This window comes from Streptomyces sp. NPDC001443 (assembly GCF_053597355.1).
Genome location: NZ_JBSFIA010000016.1, coordinates 20,514 through 42,687, shown reverse-complemented (window position 1 = coordinate 42,687; position 22,174 = coordinate 20,514). Strand labels below are relative to the sequence as shown.

Here is a 22,174-nt window from a genome sequence, read left to right as displayed (position 1 = left end):
AAGGAGGTCCACGAGTGGACATCAATCGCAGAACCGTCATCCGGGGCGCCGCGGCCGTCGCCGCGTTCGGAATCGCCGAGAGCGCGGCAGGCGAGGCTTTCGCCGGTACCTCGTCGTCGCACGGCACGGCGAGCGCGTCCGCGGCGTACGCGCTGGAGCTCGACTCCACCGCCTGGTCGTACGACGCGGCCAACGACGTGTACTACCAGCTCGGGAAGGTGTACGTCACCGACCCGGCGGCGACGGACTACGAGAACCTGTCGATCTACGTGCCGGGCGCCTACCTGACGGCCACCGCGAACAGCGACGGGACCACGTACACGGCGACGGTCGATCCGAAGGGCACCGTCGGCGGCTACTCGGGACGCACGGCGCCGATCGTGATCCCGGTCAACACCCCCGGCTACTCGGCGCAGAAGCCGGCCACGTCCTACAGCTACACCAGCGTGTCGCGGTATCTCCAGGCCGGGCACATCTACGTGTGGCCGGGCCTGCGCGGCCGGAACACCTCGACCAGCACCCGCTCCGACGCGGCCCCCTGGGGCGTCACCGACCTCAAGGCCGCGGTCCGCTACCTCCGGTACAACCGGAGCGTGCTGCCCGGAAGCACGGACGACATCGTCCTGTTCGGCATGAGCGGCGGCGGCGCTCAGGACACCGTGGCGGGCGCGTCCGGCGACAGCCCCCTGTACCACCCCTACCTGCGCACGATAGGCGCGGCCATGGAGGACGCCGAGGGCCGCCCCCTCAGCGACGCGGTCGCCGGCGTCATGGCCTGGTGCCCGATCACCAGCCTGCACGAGGCCAACCTGTCCTACGAGTGGAACATGGGCCAGTTCGCCTCGACCGGCACGCGCGCGGCGGACACCTGGACCAGCGCCTACTCCAAGGACCTCGCCAAGGCCTGGCCCAAGTACCTCAACCGGCTGGGGCTGCGCGACGAGCAGGGCAGGCGCCTGAAGCTGACCGAGTCCGACAGCGGCATCCACCTGGCCGGCAGCTACTACGACCACCTGATCGAGGTGATCACCACCTCGCTGAACCACTTCCTGGCCGACACCACCTTCCCGTACACCGTCACGACGATGGGCGGCCCGCCCGGATCGGGCCAGCCGGGAACCTCCACCACCTACGAGACGGTCGCCGACTACATCACCCACCTCAACACCGACAGCACCTGGGTCACCTACGACGCCACGACCAACACCGCCACGGTGTCCGGCCTCGAAGGCTTCGCCAAGAGCCAGAAGACCGCGAACAAGCCGGTCGGCGCGTTCGACGGATACTCCCGCGCGCAGACCGAGAACGGCGTCTTCGCCATGGGGCTCGACGCCCCGGCCCACTTCGCGCCGCTCACCCGGGACGTCATCAAGGCGAACGAGACGACGTACGCCACCTACTCCGACTGGAACTCCGACTACGGCTCCTCGGCCTACGACAGCGACTTCGCCAAGAAGGACAGCGTCGGCAAGGACATGGCCTGGCGCGCCGACGCGTACAACCCCCTGTACTTCCTCTCCCCCGCCTTCGACGGCTACCGCCGGTCGCGGCCGGCGCGCCACTGGCGCATCCGCACCGGCATCATGCAGGGCGACACCGCCAACACCACCGAGATCAACATCGCTCTGGCCCTGAGGAACTACGGCATCCGCGACGTCGACTTCGCCACCGTGTGGGGCCAGGGGCACACACAGGCCGAGCGCACCGGCGACTCGACGACGAACTTCATCAGCTGGGTGGCGTCCATCACCAAGAAGTGACCCCCGTACGAACGGCGCGGGCGCCTGACCGAGGAACCTCGGTCAGGCGCCCGGCGCCGCAGCCGAGCCCGGGCAGCACAATCTCCCGCACTGCCCGGTCCAAGGCCACCAAAACGATGCGCCGCACCACGTTCGGCCCGAAGTCAGGCGGGCCGCGCCCCCGAGGCGCGGTCGGCGGACGTGGACGCGGCCTCGTCGTCCCGGTCCTCCTGGACGCGCTGGGCTTCCGAGGCGCCGTCGGCCGCTGGACGCCGCCGCGCGGTCAGTGTCCACACCACGGCCGCCACCGCCGTCCCCGCCAGCCCGGCCAGCAGTGCCGTGGTGTGTGATCCGGCGCCGTCGGCGGCCCGCGCGACCGGGTTGGGCTGTCCCAGCCGGTCCAGCAGCCACCCCAGGGCCGCCGTGCCGGTGAGCGCCGCGCCGGTCAGCCGCAGCACCGGCTGTGCGCGCAGGCGTGCGAGCAGCAGCAGTGCGGGCAGGGCGAGGCAGACCAGCAGGAGCTGGACCAGCTCGATGCCGAGGTTGAAGCCGAGGAGGCTGGTCACGAGCTGTCCGGTGGACAGGTGCATCTCGGCCAGGACGAAGGAGAACGCCAGGCCGTGCCCGAGTCCGAAGACCCCGGCCACGACCGCCTCCCGACCGGGGAACAGCGGGCGGACGGCGTGGACGGCGCCGACGAGGATGCTCGCGGCGATGAACGCCTCGACCGGCCAGGCGGGGATGTCCAGTCGGCCGAGCGCGCTGGCGGCCAGCGCGACGGAGTGCCCGGCGGTGAAGGCCAGGGTGACGCGGCCGATGCGTACCAGTGCGGTGCGGGAGCCCACCAGACCGTCCCAACGGCGGCCACGGACCGCCAGGGGAGCGGGCAGGAGCAGGATCAGCAGGAAGAGCAGGTGGTCGGTGCCGGTGAGGATGTGGTCGCCGCCCAGTTCGACCATCGCGACAAATCCGCGCCAGACGCTGCCGTCACCGAGGTCGACCTTCAGGGCCGGGACCGTCATGGTCCGGGTGTCGATCCGGATGGTGCCGACCTGGGTGGTGCCCTTGCCGTCGACCTGACCGGCTGCCCAGTCCTGACGTACCGACACCAGGACCACATGCGTGACGACTTGGTGGACGATGACGTCGTAGCCGAAGGTGAAGTGCCGTACATCGCCACCGGCGGGCGGGGTCAGCACGGCCTCGGCGACCAGCTCACGGTACCGGCCGGTCGAGGTCTGTTCGGCGCGGCTGATGCTGAGCGCGCCGACGGTGACCTGCCACTGCGTTCCGGAGGTGGTGGCCGGGCGGATGTGGCATCCGAGGTACGCGCGGACGGCCGCGGCCCTGCGGGACAGGGTGGCCCCGGTGGCGTCGCTCAGGTCGATGCCGCTGGCCACGGCGAACTCGCCGACCGGGAGTTCCAGCCGCGCGTTCACCGCGGTCTGGTGGACGTCGAGTTCCACGACCGAGTGCGGCATCGGATGCGCGGCGGCCGGCGACGCCCCGGTCAGGAGCGCCGCCGGCACCGCGATCGCGATCCCGGCCACCAGGCGTACGAATGCTGCGGTCAGCCAGTTTCGCGATGCGGTCATGAGAAGGAGAACTCGCTGCCGTAGTCGCGGGTGTGGTCCCGGTACACGGTGTGGTAGTGGATCTGGTCGCGGAAGACCACGCCGTTCTGGCAGACGAACTCGACCCAGACGCTGGGGCCGTCGATGCGGACGTAGTCGCCCTGGGTGTCCAGACCCGTGCCGCCGGAGTAGGCGACGTAGGTCTCGGACAGCTCCTTGGCGTACGTCTTCATGAGCTGCGCCGCCGTGGCGTCGTCGACGTCGGCGACCCAGGGGTGGATGGCGGCCAGGACCAGCTTCTGCTGCTGGGGCGACAGTTCGCTGACCTTGATGCCTTCCTTGGTCTCCGGGAACTTGCCGTCCTGGCCGGGGCCGAGCAGCACGTCGCCGAAGGACTGGGACAGTTCGGCCTGGGCCAGTTGGCCGGTGCTCAGGCTGCCGGTCAGCTTCAGCAGCCCGTCGCGGAACTTCGCGAGCGGCGCGTAGGTGGTGCCGTCGTCGGCGGTCCAACTGGTCGGCTCGACGCCCGTGAAGAAGGGGCTGGAGCCGGCGACCTTGCCGTCCTTGTAGGTGATGTCGACGGCGAGGTGGTGGCCGCCGAAGTGCAGCTGCCAGGTGCCGGTCGCGGACGGCGTGCCGAGGAAGGCCAGGTAGTAGGAACCACTGCCGTACGAGAAGCCGCCGGGTCCTCCGCCGCCGCCGGGGCCGCCGGAGGGCGGGGCGCCGGTGGGGAGATCGGTGGCGGTCGAGGTGGGTGCGGCCGAGTCCGAGGCGGTCGGTTCCGCGGACGCGGAGTCGGTCGGCTCCGCGGTGGCCGAGTCGGTCGGCTCCGCGGTGGGCGCGCCGGAGGCGGAGCCGGTGGCCTCCGCCGAGGCGAGCACGTCGTCGGCCTCGAGGGTCTGCAGCACGTGCTCGTAGCCGGTGTCCTTGCCGGAACCCAGGGCGACCTTCAACACGTGCTCTGCGGACGCCAGTTGGTCATCGGTCAGGGTGCCGAAGCCGATGCCGGGACGGCAGGAGGAGCCGCACGGCAGGTTGGACCAGGCGGTCGCGTTCGCCTGCGAGAAGTCCAGGACCGTGGACGCCTGTTGGTCGGAGTCCAGCGTGTTCAGGAACGCGTTGGCGGCACTGACCACGGCCGCGACGCCCTTGGCGTTCTTGTCGACGGGACGCTTGGCGACCGGTGCCGCTTTCGTCCCACCGGTGGTGGTCGAGGCGTTCGCCACGGCGAATCCGCCGACGGCGAGGGTCACTCCGGCGGCCACGCCCGCGATGCCCCGCCGAACCCTGCGGCTGCGCACCCGACTTGTTCTCTCTTTGCTCACGACACTCCCTGAAGACAAGGGTGGGAGACGGTGCCGCAGGTTCTTCCGGCGGCACCGTCCAGGACACGCGCGCGATCGACGAGAGAACTATCAGCAATATTGTTGACACCTCAAGGCGAGGTTCCCGGAGTGCGTCCCCTTCGGTGGGATTGCTCCGCGTATCCAGCAAAAGTACTGGGCGCGTTGACAGGTTGCTCTTATCTGGCTTCCAGCAGCCGACGCGCGGCCGCGAGAGAGCTCGGCCGAGGATCACGAAGCCGGGCAGCGCTGCCGCTCGGCCGTGCGACTCCGTGATCCTTGGACAGCGTCAACTGCTTCGGTTCACGTCCATCCGGCGCAGGTTGATCGCCGCAACTCGGCTCTGTACGGGATGTCCGGTCTCGATGATCTGCCGGTAGACCTGCCTGGCCTGGGATTTCCGGTTGTGCTTGGCGAGCAGAAGTGCGAAGTCGAAAGCCGCCGCAGGGGAATGCTGTGCGTGCCCCGTCTCCATCGCCCGTTCATAGGCTGCTACGGCCCCGTCGAGGTCTCCCGCCGCAGTGAGGTACGACGCCAGCGCGGTTGTCGCAAGCGCGGCGACTTCCGTATCGCCGCTGGTGCGGGCAAGGCGGTACGCGTACTCGTAAGCCTTCCGGCTCTCCGCCTTGTCTTCTCGTTCGGCTCGCAGCCAGGCCCGGCAGAGCGCGGTCAGCGCGGTCTCGTCGGCTCCCGCCAGGGCCATGGCCCGGCGCAGCGTCCGGGATACGTCGAAGCCGCCGAGCCGCGCCTGGATCTCGGCCAGGTAGTAGTGGGTTCTGGCGCGGGAGTCTCCCGCGGTGATCGAGGTGGTCAGCGTCTCGAGCGCCTGAGCCGGCGGTTCGCGGTGAGCCACGTACCGGCCGAAGTCGAACAGGTCGCCGGGCATCGCCGCCGCCTCGGCCGGTGCGACGGTCGCGAGCCGGTCCCGTGCGAGTTCCGCCGTCTCCGGGTCCGCACCGTCGTGGGCGAGCTGGTAGGCGTGCCGGGCCTCGGCCGCCGTGAACTCCGAGACGCACAGGTCGCCCAGACTCAGAGCTGCGCGTGCCGCGACCTGGGGATCCGGTGCGGTCAGTGCGGACTCCAGGGCCTCGCGTGCTCCGGCGTAGTCACCGAGGCGTGCTCGTAGCGCGCCGAGCAGCGTGTCATGGGCGACGGCGGGCATCTCCCGTATGGCCCATTCGAGCACCAGGAGTGGTTCGGCGTCCTCGCCGTGCTGGAACAGCTCGTTGGCGGCGTGGGCTCGTGCCTGCGGATCGCCCAGGAGGATCAGGTGGTCGATGGCCGGCGGGGCCTGCACCCTTCTGGACTTCCGGGCCGTCAGCCACCGCAGGGCCTCCCGCGTCGAGGACGCCGACTCCCCGCCGTCGTCCAGTTCGAGCCGCCGCTCGTAGGCGGCGGCACAGCCGTCGAAGTCCCCTTCGCCGCCGAGAATGTCGCCGAGCGCCCCCGCCGCCTTGGCCGCAAACTGCCCGGCACCGACAGTCATCGACCGGAAGAAGGCCACTTTCGCCTGACTGAGCTCTTCGGACTCCAACAGCTGTGCGCCCTTGACCGTCTCGACCACCGCGACGGCCTCCGGGTCGTCGGCGTCGGCCAGCGGCCCGAGAAGCCCGACGACTCCGGCTCTGTCGCCCCGCGCGAGCAGTTCGCGAGCCTTGGACAGGGTCTCCGCCCGGTCCGGGGCATCCGGCTCCGTCTCGACCGGCTCCTCGAGAAGGCCGTCGTCCAGGAGGGCGAGCTCGTCCAGGCTGTCGCGCACCTCGCCCATGCGGGCCGCCAGTCGGGGATCGACGTCGGCAATCCGCGCCAGATCGGTGCGCAGCTCCAGCAACTGCGACCAGAGGACCCCGCGCCCCTGCTCCATCAGCTCCACGGCGATGTCGGGCCGGTTCGCCTCCAGTGCGACCCGGGCCGCCTGCGCGGGGAACCCGCGATGGTCGACCAGCCAGGACTCCTGCACCGCCCGGGAGGAACCCCGCCACGCCGAGACCGACAACAGGCCCATGATCCTGTCGAGACGCTCGGGCAGATCCGGCGATGCGCGGTCCGCCACCGTCAGCCACGAGCGTGCGGCGTGGAACCTGATCCGGGCGGGCACCGTGCCCCGGGAGGCGACCTCCCACAACACACTCGAAGCGTCCGCCCGGTCCGCGGCGTCGTCGGTGGCCATGGCCCGGTGGATCAGCGCCCTGCCCAGCATCAGGGCCGACCGTCCGGCGCTGGCGGAGCTGTTCGAGGCGTCGACGCGCAAGATGTCGATCGCCTTGCCCAGATCCTCGGCGTCGCCGCGATCCGCCCCACGCCTGAGGAGGGCGAGGCCGATACTGCTTGCCACGGCCGCCCAGCCCGGGTTCGTGCTGTCGCCGTCATCGACGATGCGCAGTCCGAGCGTCACCGCGTCGTCGAAGGAGGGCGCGTTCTCCGCGGTCCGCCCGGCAACCGCGAACAACCCGAGCAGGGCGGCGACCGCCGTCCGGTGCATGGTCGATTCCGGCGGGGACATCTTTACGGCTTGCCACGCGTAGGCGACGGCCCGGTCCAGATCCTTCCTGTGACCGGGCTGGGCCGCGCGATGTCGCAGGACCTGGACGAGGCTGTTCAACCGGACGACGTACTGGTGATGTGTTCGCGGTGTCCTTGCGACCACCGCTTCCGTGCCCTCGATCGCGTCGTCCAGGTCGCTCGGGATCCCGTGCCGTCCGTAGCGTTTCGCCTGGGCGACCGCCAGATTGTGCAGCACCACGAGCGCGTTGTCGGCCGATCGCTCCTGCGGTGGGATCGCCCGGTGGCCGTCGCGGTAGGCCTCGATGCTGTCATTGAGGTCGGCGTCGTCCCCGTACGCCTGGTATCGCTCGCTGAGCGCCGCCCCGAGATGGGTGAGGACGACCGCACTCGGCTCCGGCATCTGCTCGTGCGCCTTCCGTGCGAGGTCCACGGCGCGCTCGATGTCCTCGGGATCGCCGAACGCGTGGAACCGTTCACGGAGGTTCGCCGACTGCTGCGCCATCTGCTCGGGCAGTGCGGGATCGCCAGGCGTGGCGACAACCAGCCCCCGCGCACCGTAGTCGACGCTCTTGGTCAGGTCCTCCGCTGAGCCGGTCACGTTGTACCGCATGCGCAAGGTGACGCCGAATGTGCTCAGGAACGCCGGATCGCCCTGAACGTAGCCGGGGATCGTTTCGTAGGCGCGTTCCGCCCATTCGACGGCCCGGCTGAGATCGGACGCGTCGCGGTGCCGGTCGTACCGGGTGCGATAGCCGGTGGTCAGGCCGAGCAGGCAGGCCCAGGCGAGCCCGTCCGACGTGTCCTCACACACCCAGGTTGCGAGGCTCTCCCCGGCGGCGAGGCTTTCGTCGAGGACCTGGTCCGTTTCCTCACCGGTCGAAAGCCAGGCGTATGAGCCCATGAGCATGGTCGCGGCCCGCCGTCGGCGGGGATGCCCTGGGGACATCAGCGCAAGGCTCTCGGAGAGCGCCGCGATCGCGGCGTTGAGGTCGGCGATCCGAGTCGCTTCCCGATACCCGGCGCGATTCAGGAGCAGTTCGGCGATGTTCAGCAGCACCGCCACCCTGCCCCGCTGGGCCCGGGGTCGGGTGAGCGCTTGCCTGTAGTGATCGACGGCGGCGTCCAGGAGCGCGGGATCACCGGACGTGACCGCCATGTGGTGAGTGGCCTCGGCGAGGGTCGGCAGTGCACCGGTCAGGTGCTCCGGCTCCGTGGCCCCTGCGACGGCCGCCGCCGCGTGGTCGACAGCCTCGCGCGCACCTGCGTCATCGCTCGCCATCTGGTCCAGGGCGAGCAGGGCTGCGGCCAGCCCGCGGCTCGCCCTGGCATGGTCGGGGTGACCGGTCTCGAAGCGTGCGAGGAACGAGCGCGAGACCCGCACCGCCTCCTCGAGCATGTCGGGATCGCGTCTGTGGGTGCCGTCCACGCGCAGTGCGTCGGCGAGCGCCGCCTCGGCATGTCCGGGATCCGTCGGGCCCGGCGGGAGAAGGGCGACAGCGCTCCGGCCGGCCTGTACCGCCTCGGCGGCGTACCGGGCGTCACTCGTCAGTTCTTCGACGCGGAGCAGAATCCAGCACAACCGGTGGAACCGTTCGCCGCGCACGGAGTCCGGTCCGGGGAGGACCGAGTTCTCGCGGGCCCTGTCCAGGACGTCGAGGCACATGTCGAGCGTTGCCCACCGCTCTTCGAGCCCCCAGAGCACCGCGTCCCACACCCCTGACTCGACGCGGGGCTCCAGGCGCCCTTCGGCCAGCCAGGTCCGAGCCATGTCGAACGCCTCCTGGGCCATGCCAGGACGGTCGGCGAGCCTGCCCAACCCGAGTTGGGCGCGGATCAGGTTGTGCCGGCAGTCACTTCGTATCTCCGCGTCGGCCAGCGGCAGCGCCATCCGGTAGGCCTCGACGGCCTCCCTCAACGCCGAGGAACTCGTCGTCCTCTCGGCCGTGGTCTGCAGAAGCGCACCCAGGTTGTAGAGGTATCTGCCCCGTGTCTCCGCATCACCGGTCAGCCGTACGCTCTCGCGCAACGCGTCGGCGGCCTCGCTGAGATCTGCCGGTTTTCTCGCGCGCGCTTCGAGGAGCGACGCCAGGAACCCGAGGGCGGCAGCGCGCAGTTCGAGGTCCGCGATGTCGTCCATGCGGCTCCGAAGACGCTCGATGATGCGGTCGCGCCCCTCGTCGTCCTCGTTCACGGACACGTTTCCACCGCCTGGATCGTCAGTGCCTGGTCGAGGTTCACGAGGACGGGCCCCGCGTCCGTCTTGAGCGTGAGCGTGCCGTGATCCATCCCGGCGTTCGTTCCGCACACCACCGCTCCAGGAATCTGGAGGCGGATACCGGGGTCGGATCGACCAGGGGCGTACCAGGTGACCGCGATGGCCCCGATGAGGAAGGCCCCGCACAGCAGGGTTCCGGCGATACCGCGCCTCAGGTCCAGTAACGCGGCCTCGGCGATGACGTGATCCTGTGTGACGGTGGAGGTCGTGGAGTCCACCGGGGTCAGCCCGGTCGGCCCGTTGCAGGCGCGCAGCGCCCAGAGTGCTCCGGCCGCGCCGACGATGAGCGCACCGAGCAGCAGCAGGCCGGCCACCAGGTCCCAGGGCGTGGCCACCTTGTCGATCTCCGCGCGCCCGCGGATCACGCTGAAGCCGACCAGTGCGGTCAGCAGACCGGTTACGCCATTGCGCCACGCGAGCGCCGCGGCGCGCACCCTCGGCAACTCGGTGCGCAGCGCGTTGTGGCGCTGTCGGGCACTGGCGCCGAGGGCGTTGTTGGCATGTCCCCCCGCTGCCAGACGTACGTTCACTCCGCGGCCGACTCGAGGCGGAAGATCCAGAACGCACCACAGCCGACATCGCCATCCGGTCGTCCCGGGTGGTCGTCGTCGCAGGTGCAGATCACGGGTTCGAGCCGGGCGTCCGGCGCGGGCGAGGCGTGCCGCCGTCGCAGCAGACGGAAGCTTTTGTAGATGCCGGTGACCACGGGTATCCGGATGATCGTTCCGCACCGGGGGCAGGGGCCGGTCAGTTCCGTCGTACCCGCCGAGACGGTTTTCGCGGTGAACGTCGATGCCGCGGTCGTCGCGAAGGTGTCGTCCGTGACGGGGCGGTAGTCCAGGTGGCTCAAGCTCGCTCCAGAGCGTCAGGGGCCGGTGTGGGTGATGGACGCCCATCTGCTGGGCCTGGTCGGGGAGTCTGTACGGAGCGACAGGACCGCCTCGTTGACGACGGCGGCGGAGCCCGTCGGATCGAGCCGGCCGTCCGTCACCAGCCGTTTGGTGATCTTGTGTGCCAGGTCTGCCGCGACATCCGCGTCGATCGACCACAGGGTCGCCAGGACGTGCCGGAATCCCGCGTAGTGAAGTCCTGCTCCCAGCGTGATGACCTCTTCGCTCAGGTGGACGCCGCCGGTCGCGGTCATGCAGGCGGACAGGAAGGCGAACTCGCCGTCGAACCGGCCTCGGCCCAGTTCGGTCACCGTCAGCGGCCCGTCGGCAAGCAGCAGCCCGCCTCGTGAGGGGTTGGACAGGTTTTGGCGGCCGTGGCAGCTGAAGTGCACCCACCGGTGGTGCGGCAGGGCGTCCAGCACGGCGGCCCGGGTCGCCGCCCGGCCGTCGAGGACGGTCAGCTGATCGCCGGGGAACAGCTGCCGGAGCAGTTCCAGTTCGGCCTCGGCCTGTGGCAGCGGCGGCTGACCGGCCAGATCTTCGACGATGACCGCCAGCATCCGCCGGTGCCGTTCCTCGCGCGGTGGCTGCGCCGCGAGCGCGAGCGCGCGAAGCGTCGGCGTGTAGGAGGAGGTCACGCGGTCGAGCACGCTGACGCCGCTGCCGTCGTGGTGCCCCGAGGCATGCAGCGGCAGAAAGCTCAGCGGGCCGGTCGGGCACCACCAGACCCGGGTGTCACGACGCCCGGTGGCGCTGTCGGAACAGATGTGTTCGAGCACCGGTCCGGTCACCGCGTCCCACAGCCACACGAGATCCGCCGACAGGTGCCCGTCGACGTCGTCCTGCGCCTGGAGGAGCTCTGTCTTGGCCCGATGATGTGCCGTGAAGTTGGTGGCACTGGGCCGGGCCCCGGCCCAGTGCGCCGTGTGCACCATCCTGGCGGCGGCGGCGTCGAGACGCGCAAGCCGCGCGAGGTGCGCGGTCGTCCGGACACCGGCCTCGCGCAAGGACAGGCCGGGCAGCGGGACCGGCTGGACACCGCCGGCCGAGACCAGGAGTGCGTCGCAGCGTTCCGGCGTGACGTTGATCAGGACCGCGGTGCCCGTGCCGACAGGCGGTGTCAGCTCGCTCAACCGCGGCGGATCGAGGAAGCCGGCGAATTCAGGGCCCAGCGACCGGGCACGGCCCACGAGATCATCCCACTCACGCGCCAGAGCGACGCGTCGGTCGATCGCCTTCCGCTGCACTGATTGGGGCTCGACCATAGTCACCAATGTAACCGTTCAGCCGGAACATGTATGGAATATAGGGATGTTCAGCGCTCTCGATCTCGCGCATGGCAGCCCGCGGCCCGGTGGTCGATCATCAGTCACCCGGACTGTCCGAGGCGATGAGTCCACCTGCATACGCGGCCTGCCCGGGCGTCGTCTTCGGTGAGCGGCGGTTCACGGAAAGCAGCGCGGCCGAGACCAGCGTCGTGAGCAGGCCGAGGAGCACGACGGCCGAGGCCAGGGTGCCGAGCATGCCCTTGGCCGCCAACAGGGCGAGCGGGCAGGCGAACTCGCCGAGGAAGAAGGCCGCCGTCCACAGGCCGGTGCCACGCCCGCGGTCGGCGAAGTCGAGCCGGGACAGCGCCAGTGTCAGCAGAGAGGGCAACAGCAGCCCCGTACCGACGCAGTTGACGACGGCTCCGACGACGAGAAGGGCGACGTGGTCCGTCGCTCCCATCAGGACGAAGCCCACGGCGCACAGGAGGAAGAGGACCGGCATACGGCGGCGGGGCCGATCGCTGAGCCTGGTGAAGAGCACCGAGCCCGCGACGGTGGCCGCGCTGGCCAGCGCCGTGACCGCGCCCACCACTCCCGTGGACCGCACGCCCAGGTCGTCCATGAGGTACGACATCTCCACGGGCACGGTGTAGAAGACCACGGCGCCGAAGACGGTCAGCGCACAGATCCCCGCCATGCGCCGCAGCGGGAACGGGGGCCTGCCTGACGCTGCCGGCTCGGTCGTCGGACGTGGGGTCGGCAGCGCCCGGGCCATCGCCGGAGCGAGCAGCAGACCGACGGCGTACAGCCAGAAGGGCGCTCGCCAGCCGATCGAGCCGAGGGCCCCGCCCAGGACGAAGAAGAGTGTGGCGGACGCCGATGCGCACATGGTCTGAAGGGCGAGGTAGCGGTCACGGGTCCGGCCGCTGTAGTAGTCGCCGATCAGCGTGGTGCAGCAGGTCATGACGGCCGCTTCGGCGACGCCGACCAGGAAGCGGCTGAGCACGATGCCGTAGAGCGATCCCAGCCAGAGCGGGACGGTGCCGAACAGCGCGTAGAGCACGGTGGCCACGACCAGCAGGCGCTTGCGGCCGAGCCGGTCGACGAGGACTCCGGCGAACGGGGCGAGCACGGCCAGGGAGAGGGCGGGGACGGTGAGCACGAGGGGGACGAGGGCCTCGCTGCCCGAGACGTGTGCGAAGTGGTCCTGCATGCGCGGCAGGACCGGAGCGATGAGGACGGCTCCCAGGATCGGCAGGCAGCTGCCCGCCATCAGCAGCACGGCGGGCAGCCTGCCGCCGACGGCCGGGTCCCCCGCCTGTTCGTGGGCGGGCGGGGTGGCGGAAGCGGGCATGGCGACACTCCGTGGGACGAGAGGGAGGGAAAGGCCTGTGCAGCGGGCGGACCGCGCCGGGCCGGAACTGCTGGAGGCAGCCCCGCGGGCGGCCGACCGGCGCCGTGGTGTCCCACGACTATGCGTTCCGGGTCCCGGCCTGCCCAGCCCTCACGCCATCCAGGTTGCCGATGCTCCCGATCCAGCGCTTGGATGGCGGTGTCGTCGGCTGGGCCGGGCCGGCCTCCCGCCCGACGGGCGTCCTGTCCGGAGTCCCATGAGCTCCGCTCAGTCCTGAGGGCCCAGTCGGGCCCCGACGCGCGCGGCGGTCTCGCGCAGCCAGATGTGGGCCGCGTCGTGCGTGTGCACCGGGTGCCACCACAGCGCCTCTCTCAGCGGTACGGCTTCGTAGGGCGGCTCCACCACCCGGACGGCGGCGACGGGTTCCATCATCCGGGCCATGCGTGCCTGGATCAGTGCGATGCGCCGGGTGCCGGCCACCAGCAGCGGCAGCGACTGGAAGCTGTCGACGGAGACTTCGACCCGTGGTTCGATGCCGAGCATGCCGAGCTGGCGCACCGCCGGGGCGTCGTACGTACGCTGGTACGTCACCCAGGGCAGGCGGGCCAGGTCCTTGCGGGTGAGCCGGTCGTCGACGCTCGGGTGGTCCTGGGCGACGAGGAAGACCCAGCGGTCGTCGTAGAGGTCGGTGGCGGGGAAGTCGCTGATGACGCCGTGCGGCATGAACAGCCCGTCGCAGGCGCTCAGCAGCGTGGCGGTGTCGTCCACCACGGTCGTCGGGGTCTGCGAGAAGCGCAGCCGGATCCCGGGCGCTTCCTCATGGATCACGCGGGCCAGCTCGGCGCCGAAGACCGCCACGGCGTAGTCGGACGCCATCAGCCTGAACTCCCGGTTCTCGTTGGCCGGGTCGAAGTCCGCCTGGCTGGCGAAGAGGCGTTCCAGCACGTCGTAGGCGGTGGCGGTCCGGTCCAGGAGCACCTGTCCCAGCGCGGTCAGCTCGTAGTGGCCGCCGACGCGGGCGAGCAGGTCGTCGTCGAAGTGCCGGCGCAGCCGGGACAGGGCGGCGCTCATCGCGGGCTGGCTGAGCCCGACGCGCTGCCCGGCACGGGTGACGTTGCGCTCCTCCAGCAGGGCGCGCAGAGCGACGACGAGGTTGAGGTCCAGGCGGGCCAGGTTCATGAGGGTTCCTCCGCAGAGCGATACCGACCAGGAGAGATCCACGGAACGGGATCCATGGAGCGGGATCCATGGAGCGGGATCCATGGAGCGGGATCCATCGGATGGATTGAGGTCATCCACAGAATCGATTTCCCTGATCAGAGGTCCGGGGTTCAGATTAGTCCCACCGCAATCAGGAGGACATGTCCGTGAAACCTGAATCCGCGTCCGCACTCTTCGCCGGACCGTTGGCCCTCGCGACTCTCTCGGCCCCCGACGGGCCCCGCTTTCCCGCTCTCGTCACGCCTGACGGAAACGCGCTCGACCTGCGGGCCGCGCTGGGTGACGAACGGCTGACCGTGCTGGACCTGCTGGCGCGCTGGGACGAGATCCTGCCGCAGCTGCGCGCCCTGGCCGCCGACACCGGTGCCGGCCGTACGCCGATCACGGACCTTCGTGTGCACGCCCCGGTCGAGCCGCGTCAGATCTTCCAGTCGGGTGCGAACTACCGGCAGCACGTGATCGACCTGCACGTGGCCCACCGTGCCCCCGGCGACGACCGGCCCGAGGCCGAACGGCGGGCGGAGGCGGCGGAGATCATGGACCGGCGGGCGGCCGAGGACCTGCCCTATGTGTTCATCGGCCTGCCCAGCGCGATCACGGGTCCCTACGACGACGTCGTGCTGCCCGCCTGGGCCGAGAAGCCGGACTGGGAGCTGGAACTGGCGGTCGTGATCGGCCGGCCCGCGTACCGGGTGTCCGTCGACGAGGCGGCCGCGCACATCGCGGGCTACACGATCGCCAACGATCTGACCGACCGGTCGACCGTCTTCCGCCGGGACATGCCGCAGATCGGCACCGACTGGCTGCGCAGCAAGAACGCGCCCGGTTTCACGCCGCTCGGCCCGTGGATCGTGCCCGCGGAGTCCATCGCCGACCCCGACGACCTGCGCGTGACGCTGAAGCTCAACGGCGAGACCATGCAGGACGAGTCGACCAAGGACATGATCTTCAAGGTCGCGCGGATGGTGTCGTACGCCTCGCAGACGGCTCGTCTCCTCCCGGGCGACCTGGTGCTCACGGGCAGCCCGGCCGGCAACGGCATGCACTGGGGCCGGCTGCTGCGCGACGGCGACGTGATGGACGGCTCGGTCACCGGGCTCGGCGCCCAGCGCACCCGATGTGTGGCGGAGGCGACGGCATGACGGCCCTCGATCCCCGTGACCCGGAGGGCTCGATCGCTCAGGCGGCCAAGGCCTTCTCCAACTGGGGCCGTTGGGGCGAGGACGACCGGCTCGGCACCCTGAACTTCCTGGACGAGGACAAGCGCCGCGAGGGCGCCGGGCTCGTCCGGCGCGGGGTCAGCTTCTCGCTGTCGCAGTCCTTCGACATGGACGGCCCGCAGAAGGGCTGGCGGCGGCGCACCAACCCGGTGCACACCATGCTGGACACCGGCACCGACGCGGCCCTCGGCCGGCAGGGGTTCCCGCACGGCATCGGCGGCGCCGACGACGTGATCGCCATGCCGCTCCAGTGCTCCACGCAGTGGGACGGGCTGGGGCACATCTTCGACCACGGCAAGGCGTGGAACGGTCGCGCGGCCGAGAAGGTCGTCACCTCCGACGGCGACCTGGTCACCGGCATCGAGCACATGGCCCCTCATGTGGCCGGGCGCGGCGTGCTCCTGGACGTGGGACGGGTCATAGGGACCGCGGGCGAGCTGCCCGACGGATTCGCCGTCACCCAGGAGCACCTGACCGCCACCGCCGAGGCGCACGGGGTGAGAGTGGGACGCGGCGACATCGTGCTGGTGCGCACCGGTCAGCTCGCGCGCGTCCGCCGGGACGGGTGGGGCGACTACGCCGGCGGCCCCGCGCCGGGCCTGTCCTTCACCACGGCCGGCTGGCTCCACGGCACCGAGATCGCGGCGATCGCCACGGACACCTGGGGCTTCGAGGTCCGCCCCAACGAGTTCGAGAACGCCTTCCAGCCCCTGCACCAGGTCGCGATACCCAACATCGGACTCCTCATCGGCGAGATGTGGGACCTGGAAGCCCTCGCCGAGGACTGCGCGGCGGACGGTGTGTACGAGTTCTGGCTCACCGCCGCTCCCCTGCGCATCACCGGCGCCGTCGGTTCCCCCGTCAACCCGATCGCGGTCAAGTGACTCGCTCGACAACGGAGTTCTGCATGAACACAGCCCGCACGGTCCTGGTGATCGGCGGTGGCGCCGCCGGTAACGCCATGACCATTCTGCTGCGCCGGGCCGGTCTGGCCGTCGACCTGATCGAGGCGAAGGACGACTGGAACGCCACCGCCGGCTCGGGCATCACCCTGCAGGGCAACGCCCTGCGGGTACTGCGCGAACTGGGCGTGTGGCAGGAGGTCAGCGCTTCCGGTTTCGGTTTCGGGTCCGTCGGCATCACCGCTCCCGACGGTACGGTCCTGCACGTCGCCGAGGACATCCGCACCGGCGGCGACGACCTGCCCGCCACCGTCGGCATGCAGCGCCCCCGACTTCAGCAGATCCTGATCGACGCCGTGCGCAGCAGCGGCGCCTCGGTGCGCCTCGGCACCCGGGTCGAGCACCTGGAGCAGGACGACTCCGGTGTGGGCGTGCGCTTCACCGACGGCACCGAGGGCCGCTACGACCTGGTGGTGGCCGCCGACGGGATGGGCTCCACCACCCGCGCGGCCATCGGGATCACGGCGAAGCCGGAGCCCACCGGCATGGCCATCTGGCGCGTCGCGGTGCCCCGGCCGACCGGCGTGACCCGCACGGATCTCGCCTACGGCGGTCCCGCCTACATCGCCGGGTACTGTCCGACGAGCGACACCACGATCTACGCCTACGTGGTCGAGGCCAACCGCGACCGGGCGTCGCTCCCGCCGGAGTCCTACGCCGACGAGATGCGCGGCCTCACCGCGGCCTACGGAGGATCCTGGCCGGAGATCACCGAGCACATCACCGATCCGGCGAAGGTCAACTACAGCTGGTTCGACCGGATGCTGGTCGAGGGCTCCTGGCACCGGGGCCGCGTGGTCCTCGTCGGCGACGCCGCCCACTGCTGTCCGCCCACCCTCGCGCAGGGCGCCGCCCTGTCCCTGGAGGACGCCTGGGTGCTCGCGCAGCTGCTGACCGGCGCCGAGGTCTGGGACGACGCGCTCCTGCAGTCGTACTACGACCGGCGGATCACCCGCGTCCGTCCGGTGGTCGAGGCGTCCGTGCAGATCGGGCAGTGGCAGCTCGACGGCGTACGCGACGCGGACGTGCCCGCCCTCATGGGCCGCACGATGACGATGCTCAGGGAGCTGCCGTGACCGCGCCCACCGTCGACGTCCACGCGCACGTGCTGCTGCCGGAAGTCGAATCACTCGTGGAGGGCCTGCCCGGGCAGGCGACGGCGAGAGCGCTGGACGCGCGGCGCAACGGCCCCGCGGCCCTCGCGGTCAGCGGCCCCATGGTGCGCGACCGCGTCCCGCGGCTCACCGATCCGGCCGCACGGCTGGCCGCGATGGACGCGCAGGGAGTGGACGTCCAGCTCGTCAGCCCCTCGCCCTCGCACTACCACTACTGGACGGACGAGGAGACGGCCGAGAAGCTGTACCGGCTGGCCAACGAGGCGACGGCCAAGCACTGTTCAGCCGCTCCGCACCGGCTGCGCGGCCTCGGCCTCGCACCGCTCCAGCACCCGGACCACACGGTACGCGCGCTCGATCACGCCCTGGAACAGGGCCTGTCCGGCGTGGAGATATCCAGCCACGCCCCGGGCCTGGAACTGTCCGACCCGGCCTACGAACCGTTCTGGTCGCGGGCGGAGGAGACGGGCGCTCTCATCTTCCTGCACCCCTTCGGCTGCACGCTGGACGAGCGTCTGGACCAGTGGTACCTGTCCAACACCGTGGGACAGCCCACCGAGAACGCCGTCGCGCTGTCGCACCTGATCTTCTCGGGAGTCCTCGACCGTCACCCGGCGCTGAAGGTGATCGCCGCCCACGGCGGCGGCTATCTGCCCACGCACATCGGCCGCTCCGACCACGCCTGGGCCGCCCGCTCCGACGCGGCCGCCGGCTGCGCTCATCCGCCCAGCAGCTATCTGAAGCGCCTGTACTTCGACTCGCTGGTGCACGACCCGTCCGTCCTGCGGGAGTTGATCCGGGTCGCCGGACCCGACCGGGTGCTGCTCGGCTCCGACTTCCCCTTCGACATGGGCACGGAGGACCCCCTCGGCGCGCTGCGCGCCGCGCAGGTCCCCGAGGCCGACTTCGAGGCCGTCCGCGGCGGCACCGCCTCCGCCCTGCTCGACCTGACCCTGTCCTGAGGAGGAACCGTCATGAGCGCACGACTGCTCACCCATCTGCGGCACGTCGACCTGGCCGTGCCCGACTACGACAGACAACTCGACTTCTACGCGGGCGTCTGGGGCCTGACCGAGGTCGCCGAGGACTCCGGGATCTCCTTCCTCGCCGCCGAGGGCTCCCCCGAGCAGTACGTCGTCCGGCTGCGCAAGGCCGAGGAGAAGCGCCTCGACCTCGTCTCCTACGGCGCCGCCACGCCCGCTGACGTCGACACCCTCGCCGAGCAACTCCTCTCCGGCGGCGTGCAGTTGATCACGCGGCCGGGCACCGTGGACACGCCCGGCGGCGGTTACGGCTTCCGCTTCTTCGACGTGGACGGCCGGACCGTCGAGGTCTCGGCCGACGTGGCGGTACGGCAGCACCGCAAGATCGAGGAGAAGGAGTCGATCCCGGTCAAGCTGTCCCACGTGGTCCTCAACTCCCCCGACCTGGACCGCACCCGGGCCTGGTACGAAACGCACCTCGGCTTCCGGCTCTCCGACACCCTGAGCTCGCCGCACATGGGCGAGGTCATGCACTTCATGCGGATCTCCAGCCAGCACCACTCGATGGCACTGGCGAAGGGCCCGCACACCTCCCTGCACCACGTGTCGTTCGAGATGCGCGGCATCGACGAGTACATGCGCGGCTCCGGCCGGGTCATCCGCGCCGGTTTCCAGAAGATCTGGGGCCCCGGCCGTCACATGGCCGGTGACAACACCTTCACGTACTTCCTCGACCCGCACGGCAACACCGTCGAGTACACCACCGAACTGGAATGCCTGGACGAGGACACCTGGCACCCGCACGTCTACGACTTCTCCCGGCCCGAGGTCACCGACCAGTGGGGCACCGCCAACCCGATGAACGAACTGGTCGCCAAGGAGTCCTTCAACGACCCCGACCGCGGCTGCTTCGTCGCCCCGCCGGTCTGATCCCTCTCCCGACTCCCGGGGCGCGGGCGCCTGTCATCCGCCCTGGCGCACGGCGCGGCGCCCCGGGCCCAGCCCCAGCCAGGAGCTGCTCATGCGCTTCGTCGCCTACGAACACCAGCGTCAGACCCGCGTCGCCGTCGTCGCCGACGACGGCGTGCTGTATCCCGTGCCCGGCGTCCGGTCGCTGACCGGGATCATCGACGCCGGGGGCGGCCTTTCGGCACTCCTCGAACTCGGCGCCGCCACCCTCGACGTCCCGGCGGGCCCGCACGTCTCCCAGGTGCGCCTCCTGCCACCGCTCCGGCCCGCCTCCGTGCGGGACTTCGTCACGTTCGAGGAACACGTCGAGGGCGTACGCCGCGCGGTGGAGGGCACTGCCGGGGTGCCCGAACAGTGGTACGCGGCGCCCACCTTCTACTTCACCAACCCGCACGCGATCTACGCCTCGGGCGACGACATCCCGATGGCGCCGGGCTCCGCCGTCCTGGACTTCGAGCTGGAGGTCGCCGCGGTCATCGGCCGCGAGGGCCGTGACCTCACGCCCGACCGGGCGCGCGACCACATCATCGGCTACACGGTCTTCAACGACTGGTCCGCACGGGATCTCCAGTCCGCCGAGATGAAGGTGGGACTCGGCCCGTGCAAGGGCAAGGACACCGCCACCACCCTCGGCCCGTACCTGGTCACCGCCGACGAGCTCGACCAGTACCGGGACGAGGACGGCTTCCTGAGGCTGGCCCTCACCGCCGAGGTCAACGGCGAGGTCGTCGGCCGGGATCTGCTGTCCAACATGAGCTGGACGTTCGAGGAGATGGTCGCCTACGCCTCCCGCGGCACCCGGATCGTCCCGGGCGACGTGCTCGGCTCCGGCACCTGCGGCAACGGCGGCTGCCTCGCCGAACTGTGGGGCGTACGCGGAGAACGGACCCCGCCGCCGCTCGGGCCCGGCGACACGGTCACGCTCACGGTCGAGGGCATCGGCACCGTGACCAACACCGTCGTCCCCGGCACCGACCCGGTGGCCCTCCCCGCCGGCCGGCGCCGCTCCCGGGAGCGGCCGTGAGCGGCCTGCACCCCAAGCGGCTGCTCGGCAAGGTCGTCGTGGTCACCGGAGCCGCCCGCGGCCAGGGCGCCGCCGAGGCCGAGGCGCTGGTGCGGGAGGGAGCCCGCGTCATCGCCGCCGACGTCACGTCCACCGAGGGCTGCCGTCGCCTCGACGTCACCAGCGAGCAGGACTGGGCCGAACTGGCCGCCGAACTCCAGGAGACGTACGGGCAGGTGCACGGCCTGGTGAACAACGCGGGCATCACCTGGCGCGCCCGCATCGGCGACGTGCGCCCGGAGGACCTGGCACGGGTCCACGCGGTCAACGTGACCGGACCGCTGCTGGGCATCCAGCACCTCGCCCCGCTCATGCCGCCCGGCGCGTCCATCGTGAACGTCGGCTCCTCGGCGGCCCTCACCGCTCACTACCCGGTCGCCTACACGACCAGCAAGTGGGCCCTGCGCGGCCTGTCGAAGACCGCGGCCACGGAACTCGGCCCGCGCGGCATCCGCGTCAACACGGTCCATCCCGGCTACATCGAGACGGAGATGACCGCCTCCGCCGCACCGGCCTTCCGCGACGCCAACATCCGCGAGACCCCGCTCGGGCGCACGGGCACCGCGGCCGAGGTGGCCCCGCTGGTCGTCTTCCTCCTGTCGAACGAATCGTCCTTCATCACCGGCGCGGAGATCCCCGTCGACGGCGGCCTGACCGCGCACGGCGGCGTGAAGTCCGTGTCGGACGCGCTCCTCGGGGAGGCCGGCGCATGAAGCGGCTCGAGGGCAAGGTGGCCTTGATCTCCGGGACCGCCCGCGGCCAGGGGCGGGCCGCGGCACTGCGTTTCGCGGCCGAGGGCGCGCTCGTCGTGGGCGGCGACCTGCTGCACGAGCAGGCACTCGACACGCAGCGCCTCATCGCCCGCGACGGCGGGACCGCGCTGACCCCCGGCCCCCTGGACGTCACCGACGAGCAGTCAGTCGCCTCCTGGGTCGAAGAGGCCGTGGACGCCTTCGGCGGCATCGACATCGTCTACGCCGACGCGGGCGCCGTCCGCTTCGGACCGGTCGACAGCCGGCCCTACCAGGACTTCGCCTTCACCATGCGGGCCGAACTGGACTCGGTGTGGCTGACCGTACGGTCCGCCTGGCCGCATCTGCGGCGCAGCCGCGGCTGCGTTCTCACCGTCGGCTCCACCGCGGGACTCACCGGCTCACTCACCGGCCAGCGGACCGCGCACTCCGCCTCCAAGGGCGCCGTCATCGCGCTGACCCGCCAGCTCGCCGCCGAGGGCGCCCCGCACGGCATCCGCGCCAACTGCGTCAGCCCCGGCCTGGTCGACACCGCCGGCTCCCGCACCGATCTCCTCTCCGACGACCACCCGATGCGCGCCATCGCCCGCCACATCCCGCTCGGCCGCGTCGGACGCCCCGACGACGTCGTCAACGCCGCCGTCTTCCTCGCCTCCGACGAAGCCGCCTGCATCACGGGGGCCGACCTCGTCGTCGACGGCTCCCATCCGGAAGGTGCCCATGTAGTGCAGGGAGCTGCCCGTCGGCATCACGCGCGGCATGCCCGGCAGGAAGTCGCCGAGGAGTGCCGCGGTACGGATGGCCACCGATCGCGCGGTGTCCAGTTCCGCCTCCTCGCGCTCGGTGAGGTCGTAGGCGATACGGACGCCCGGCAGGCCGCACCGACACGGACCACGGAGAAGCCCATGGCCGCGGCGCCGCGCATCTGCCTTCCGCGCCAC

At 71.0% G+C, this 22,174-nt stretch carries 16 protein-coding genes and 1 pseudogene; 9 read left to right on the top strand and 8 right to left on the bottom strand.

Going from position 1 to position 22,174, the window contains the following annotated elements; genetic code table 11:
- Window positions 1-14 precede the first annotated feature (14 nt).
- Window positions 15-1,760, top strand: a complete 1,746-nt coding sequence (locus ACWC24_RS18460; protein ID WP_450663879.1) for an esterase — start codon at window positions 15-17, stop codon at window positions 1,758-1,760.
- A gap of 143 nt (window positions 1,761-1,903) precedes the next feature.
- Here ACWC24_RS18460 and ACWC24_RS18455 read toward each other — a convergent pair whose 3' ends face one another.
- The 8 genes from ACWC24_RS18455 to ACWC24_RS18420 form a co-directional block, all read right to left on the bottom strand.
- The gene (locus ACWC24_RS18455) at window positions 1,904-3,334 is read right to left on the bottom strand and encodes a HupE/UreJ family protein (RefSeq protein WP_450663878.1); all 1,431 of its coding nucleotides are present in this window, start codon (window positions 3,332-3,334) and stop codon (window positions 1,904-1,906) included.
- Complete coding sequence (locus ACWC24_RS18450; protein ID WP_450663877.1) at window positions 3,331-4,638, bottom strand: DUF3500 domain-containing protein; 1,308 nt, start codon at window positions 4,636-4,638, stop codon at window positions 3,331-3,333. The genes ACWC24_RS18455 and ACWC24_RS18450 overlap by 4 nt, the downstream gene beginning before the upstream one ends.
- A gap of 307 nt (window positions 4,639-4,945) precedes the next feature.
- Window positions 4,946-9,352 (bottom strand): hypothetical protein, encoded by a 4,407-nt coding sequence (locus ACWC24_RS18445; RefSeq protein WP_450663876.1) that lies wholly within the window; start codon window positions 9,350-9,352, stop codon window positions 4,946-4,948.
- Window positions 9,349-9,966 (bottom strand): hypothetical protein, encoded by a 618-nt coding sequence (locus ACWC24_RS18440; RefSeq protein ID WP_450663875.1) that lies wholly within the window; start codon window positions 9,964-9,966, stop codon window positions 9,349-9,351. Before ACWC24_RS18440 ends, ACWC24_RS18445 begins: the two co-directional genes overlap by 4 nt.
- Complete coding sequence (locus tag ACWC24_RS18435) at window positions 9,963-10,286, bottom strand: hypothetical protein (protein WP_450663874.1); 324 nt, start codon at window positions 10,284-10,286, stop codon at window positions 9,963-9,965. The genes ACWC24_RS18440 and ACWC24_RS18435 overlap by 4 nt, the downstream gene beginning before the upstream one ends.
- A 15-nt stretch (window positions 10,287-10,301) precedes the next feature.
- The gene (locus ACWC24_RS18430; protein ID WP_450663873.1) at window positions 10,302-11,591 is read right to left on the bottom strand and encodes a CHAT domain-containing protein; all 1,290 of its coding nucleotides are present in this window, start codon (window positions 11,589-11,591) and stop codon (window positions 10,302-10,304) included.
- Window positions 11,592-11,691: 100 nt separating this feature from the next.
- Window positions 11,692-12,948: an MFS transporter gene (locus tag ACWC24_RS18425; protein ID WP_450663872.1), complete on the bottom strand. Its 1,257-nt coding sequence runs from the start codon at window positions 12,946-12,948 to the stop codon at window positions 11,692-11,694.
- 267 nt (window positions 12,949-13,215) lie between these two features.
- Window positions 13,216-14,127 (bottom strand): LysR family transcriptional regulator, encoded by a 912-nt coding sequence (locus tag ACWC24_RS18420; protein ID WP_450663871.1) that lies wholly within the window; start codon window positions 14,125-14,127, stop codon window positions 13,216-13,218.
- A gap of 182 nt (window positions 14,128-14,309) precedes the next feature.
- On the opposite strand from ACWC24_RS18420, the gene ACWC24_RS18415 reads away from it, so the two are divergent.
- From ACWC24_RS18415 to ACWC24_RS18380, 8 genes and pseudogenes are all read left to right on the top strand, one after another.
- Window positions 14,310-15,311 (top strand): fumarylacetoacetate hydrolase family protein, encoded by a 1,002-nt coding sequence (locus tag ACWC24_RS18415; protein ID WP_450663870.1) that lies wholly within the window; start codon window positions 14,310-14,312, stop codon window positions 15,309-15,311.
- Window positions 15,308-16,273 (top strand): cyclase family protein, encoded by a 966-nt coding sequence (locus tag ACWC24_RS18410; RefSeq protein WP_450663869.1) that lies wholly within the window; start codon window positions 15,308-15,310, stop codon window positions 16,271-16,273. Before ACWC24_RS18415 ends, ACWC24_RS18410 begins: the two co-directional genes overlap by 4 nt.
- 23 nt (window positions 16,274-16,296) lie before the next feature.
- Entirely contained in the window at window positions 16,297-17,427 is a 1,131-nt protein-coding gene (locus ACWC24_RS18405; RefSeq protein WP_450663868.1) for an FAD-dependent oxidoreductase, read from the top strand.
- A complete protein-coding gene (locus ACWC24_RS18400) occupies window positions 17,424-18,428 on the top strand; it encodes an amidohydrolase family protein (protein WP_450663867.1) in 1,005 nt (334 codons plus the stop codon). Before ACWC24_RS18405 ends, ACWC24_RS18400 begins: the two co-directional genes overlap by 4 nt.
- Window positions 18,429-18,440: 12 nt before the next feature.
- Window positions 18,441-19,379, top strand: coding sequence for a VOC family protein (locus ACWC24_RS18395; RefSeq protein ID WP_450663866.1), 939 nt, complete (start codon window positions 18,441-18,443; stop codon window positions 19,377-19,379).
- Between the two features lie 91 nt (window positions 19,380-19,470).
- Complete coding sequence (locus ACWC24_RS18390) at window positions 19,471-20,442, top strand: fumarylacetoacetate hydrolase family protein (RefSeq protein WP_450663865.1); 972 nt, start codon at window positions 19,471-19,473, stop codon at window positions 20,440-20,442.
- Entirely contained in the window at window positions 20,439-21,194 is a 756-nt protein-coding gene (locus tag ACWC24_RS18385) for an SDR family NAD(P)-dependent oxidoreductase (protein WP_450663864.1), read from the top strand. Before ACWC24_RS18390 ends, ACWC24_RS18385 begins: the two co-directional genes overlap by 4 nt.
- Window positions 21,191-21,874, top strand: a pseudogene (locus ACWC24_RS18380) (SDR family NAD(P)-dependent oxidoreductase); the annotation flags it as partial. The gene ACWC24_RS18385 and the pseudogene ACWC24_RS18380, both read left to right, overlap by 4 nt.
- Between the last annotated feature and the right edge of the window lie 300 nt (window positions 21,875-22,174).

Excerpts from the sequence above, each read along its gene's own strand:
- ACWC24_RS18420 (WP_450663871.1), bottom strand. The coding sequence starts at position 14,127 with ATGAACCTGGCCCGCCTGGACCTCAACCTCGTCGTCGCTCTGCGCGCC.
- ACWC24_RS18430 (WP_450663873.1), bottom strand. The coding sequence starts at position 11,591 with ATGGTCGAGCCCCAATCAGTGCAGCGGAAGGCGATCGACCGACGCGTC.
- ACWC24_RS18425 (WP_450663872.1), bottom strand. The coding sequence starts at position 12,948 with ATGCCCGCTTCCGCCACCCCGCCCGCCCACGAACAGGCGGGGGACCCG.
- ACWC24_RS18395 (WP_450663866.1), top strand. The coding sequence starts at position 18,441 with ATGAGCGCACGACTGCTCACCCATCTGCGGCACGTCGACCTGGCCGTG.
- ACWC24_RS18405 (WP_450663868.1), top strand. The coding sequence starts at position 16,297 with ATGAACACAGCCCGCACGGTCCTGGTGATCGGCGGTGGCGCCGCCGGT.
- ACWC24_RS18415 (WP_450663870.1), top strand. The coding sequence starts at position 14,310 with ATGTCCGTGAAACCTGAATCCGCGTCCGCACTCTTCGCCGGACCGTTG.
- ACWC24_RS18390 (WP_450663865.1), top strand. The coding sequence starts at position 19,471 with ATGCGCTTCGTCGCCTACGAACACCAGCGTCAGACCCGCGTCGCCGTC.
- ACWC24_RS18455 (WP_450663878.1), bottom strand. The coding sequence starts at position 3,334 with ATGACCGCATCGCGAAACTGGCTGACCGCAGCATTCGTACGCCTGGTG.
- ACWC24_RS18410 (WP_450663869.1), top strand. The coding sequence starts at position 15,308 with ATGACGGCCCTCGATCCCCGTGACCCGGAGGGCTCGATCGCTCAGGCG.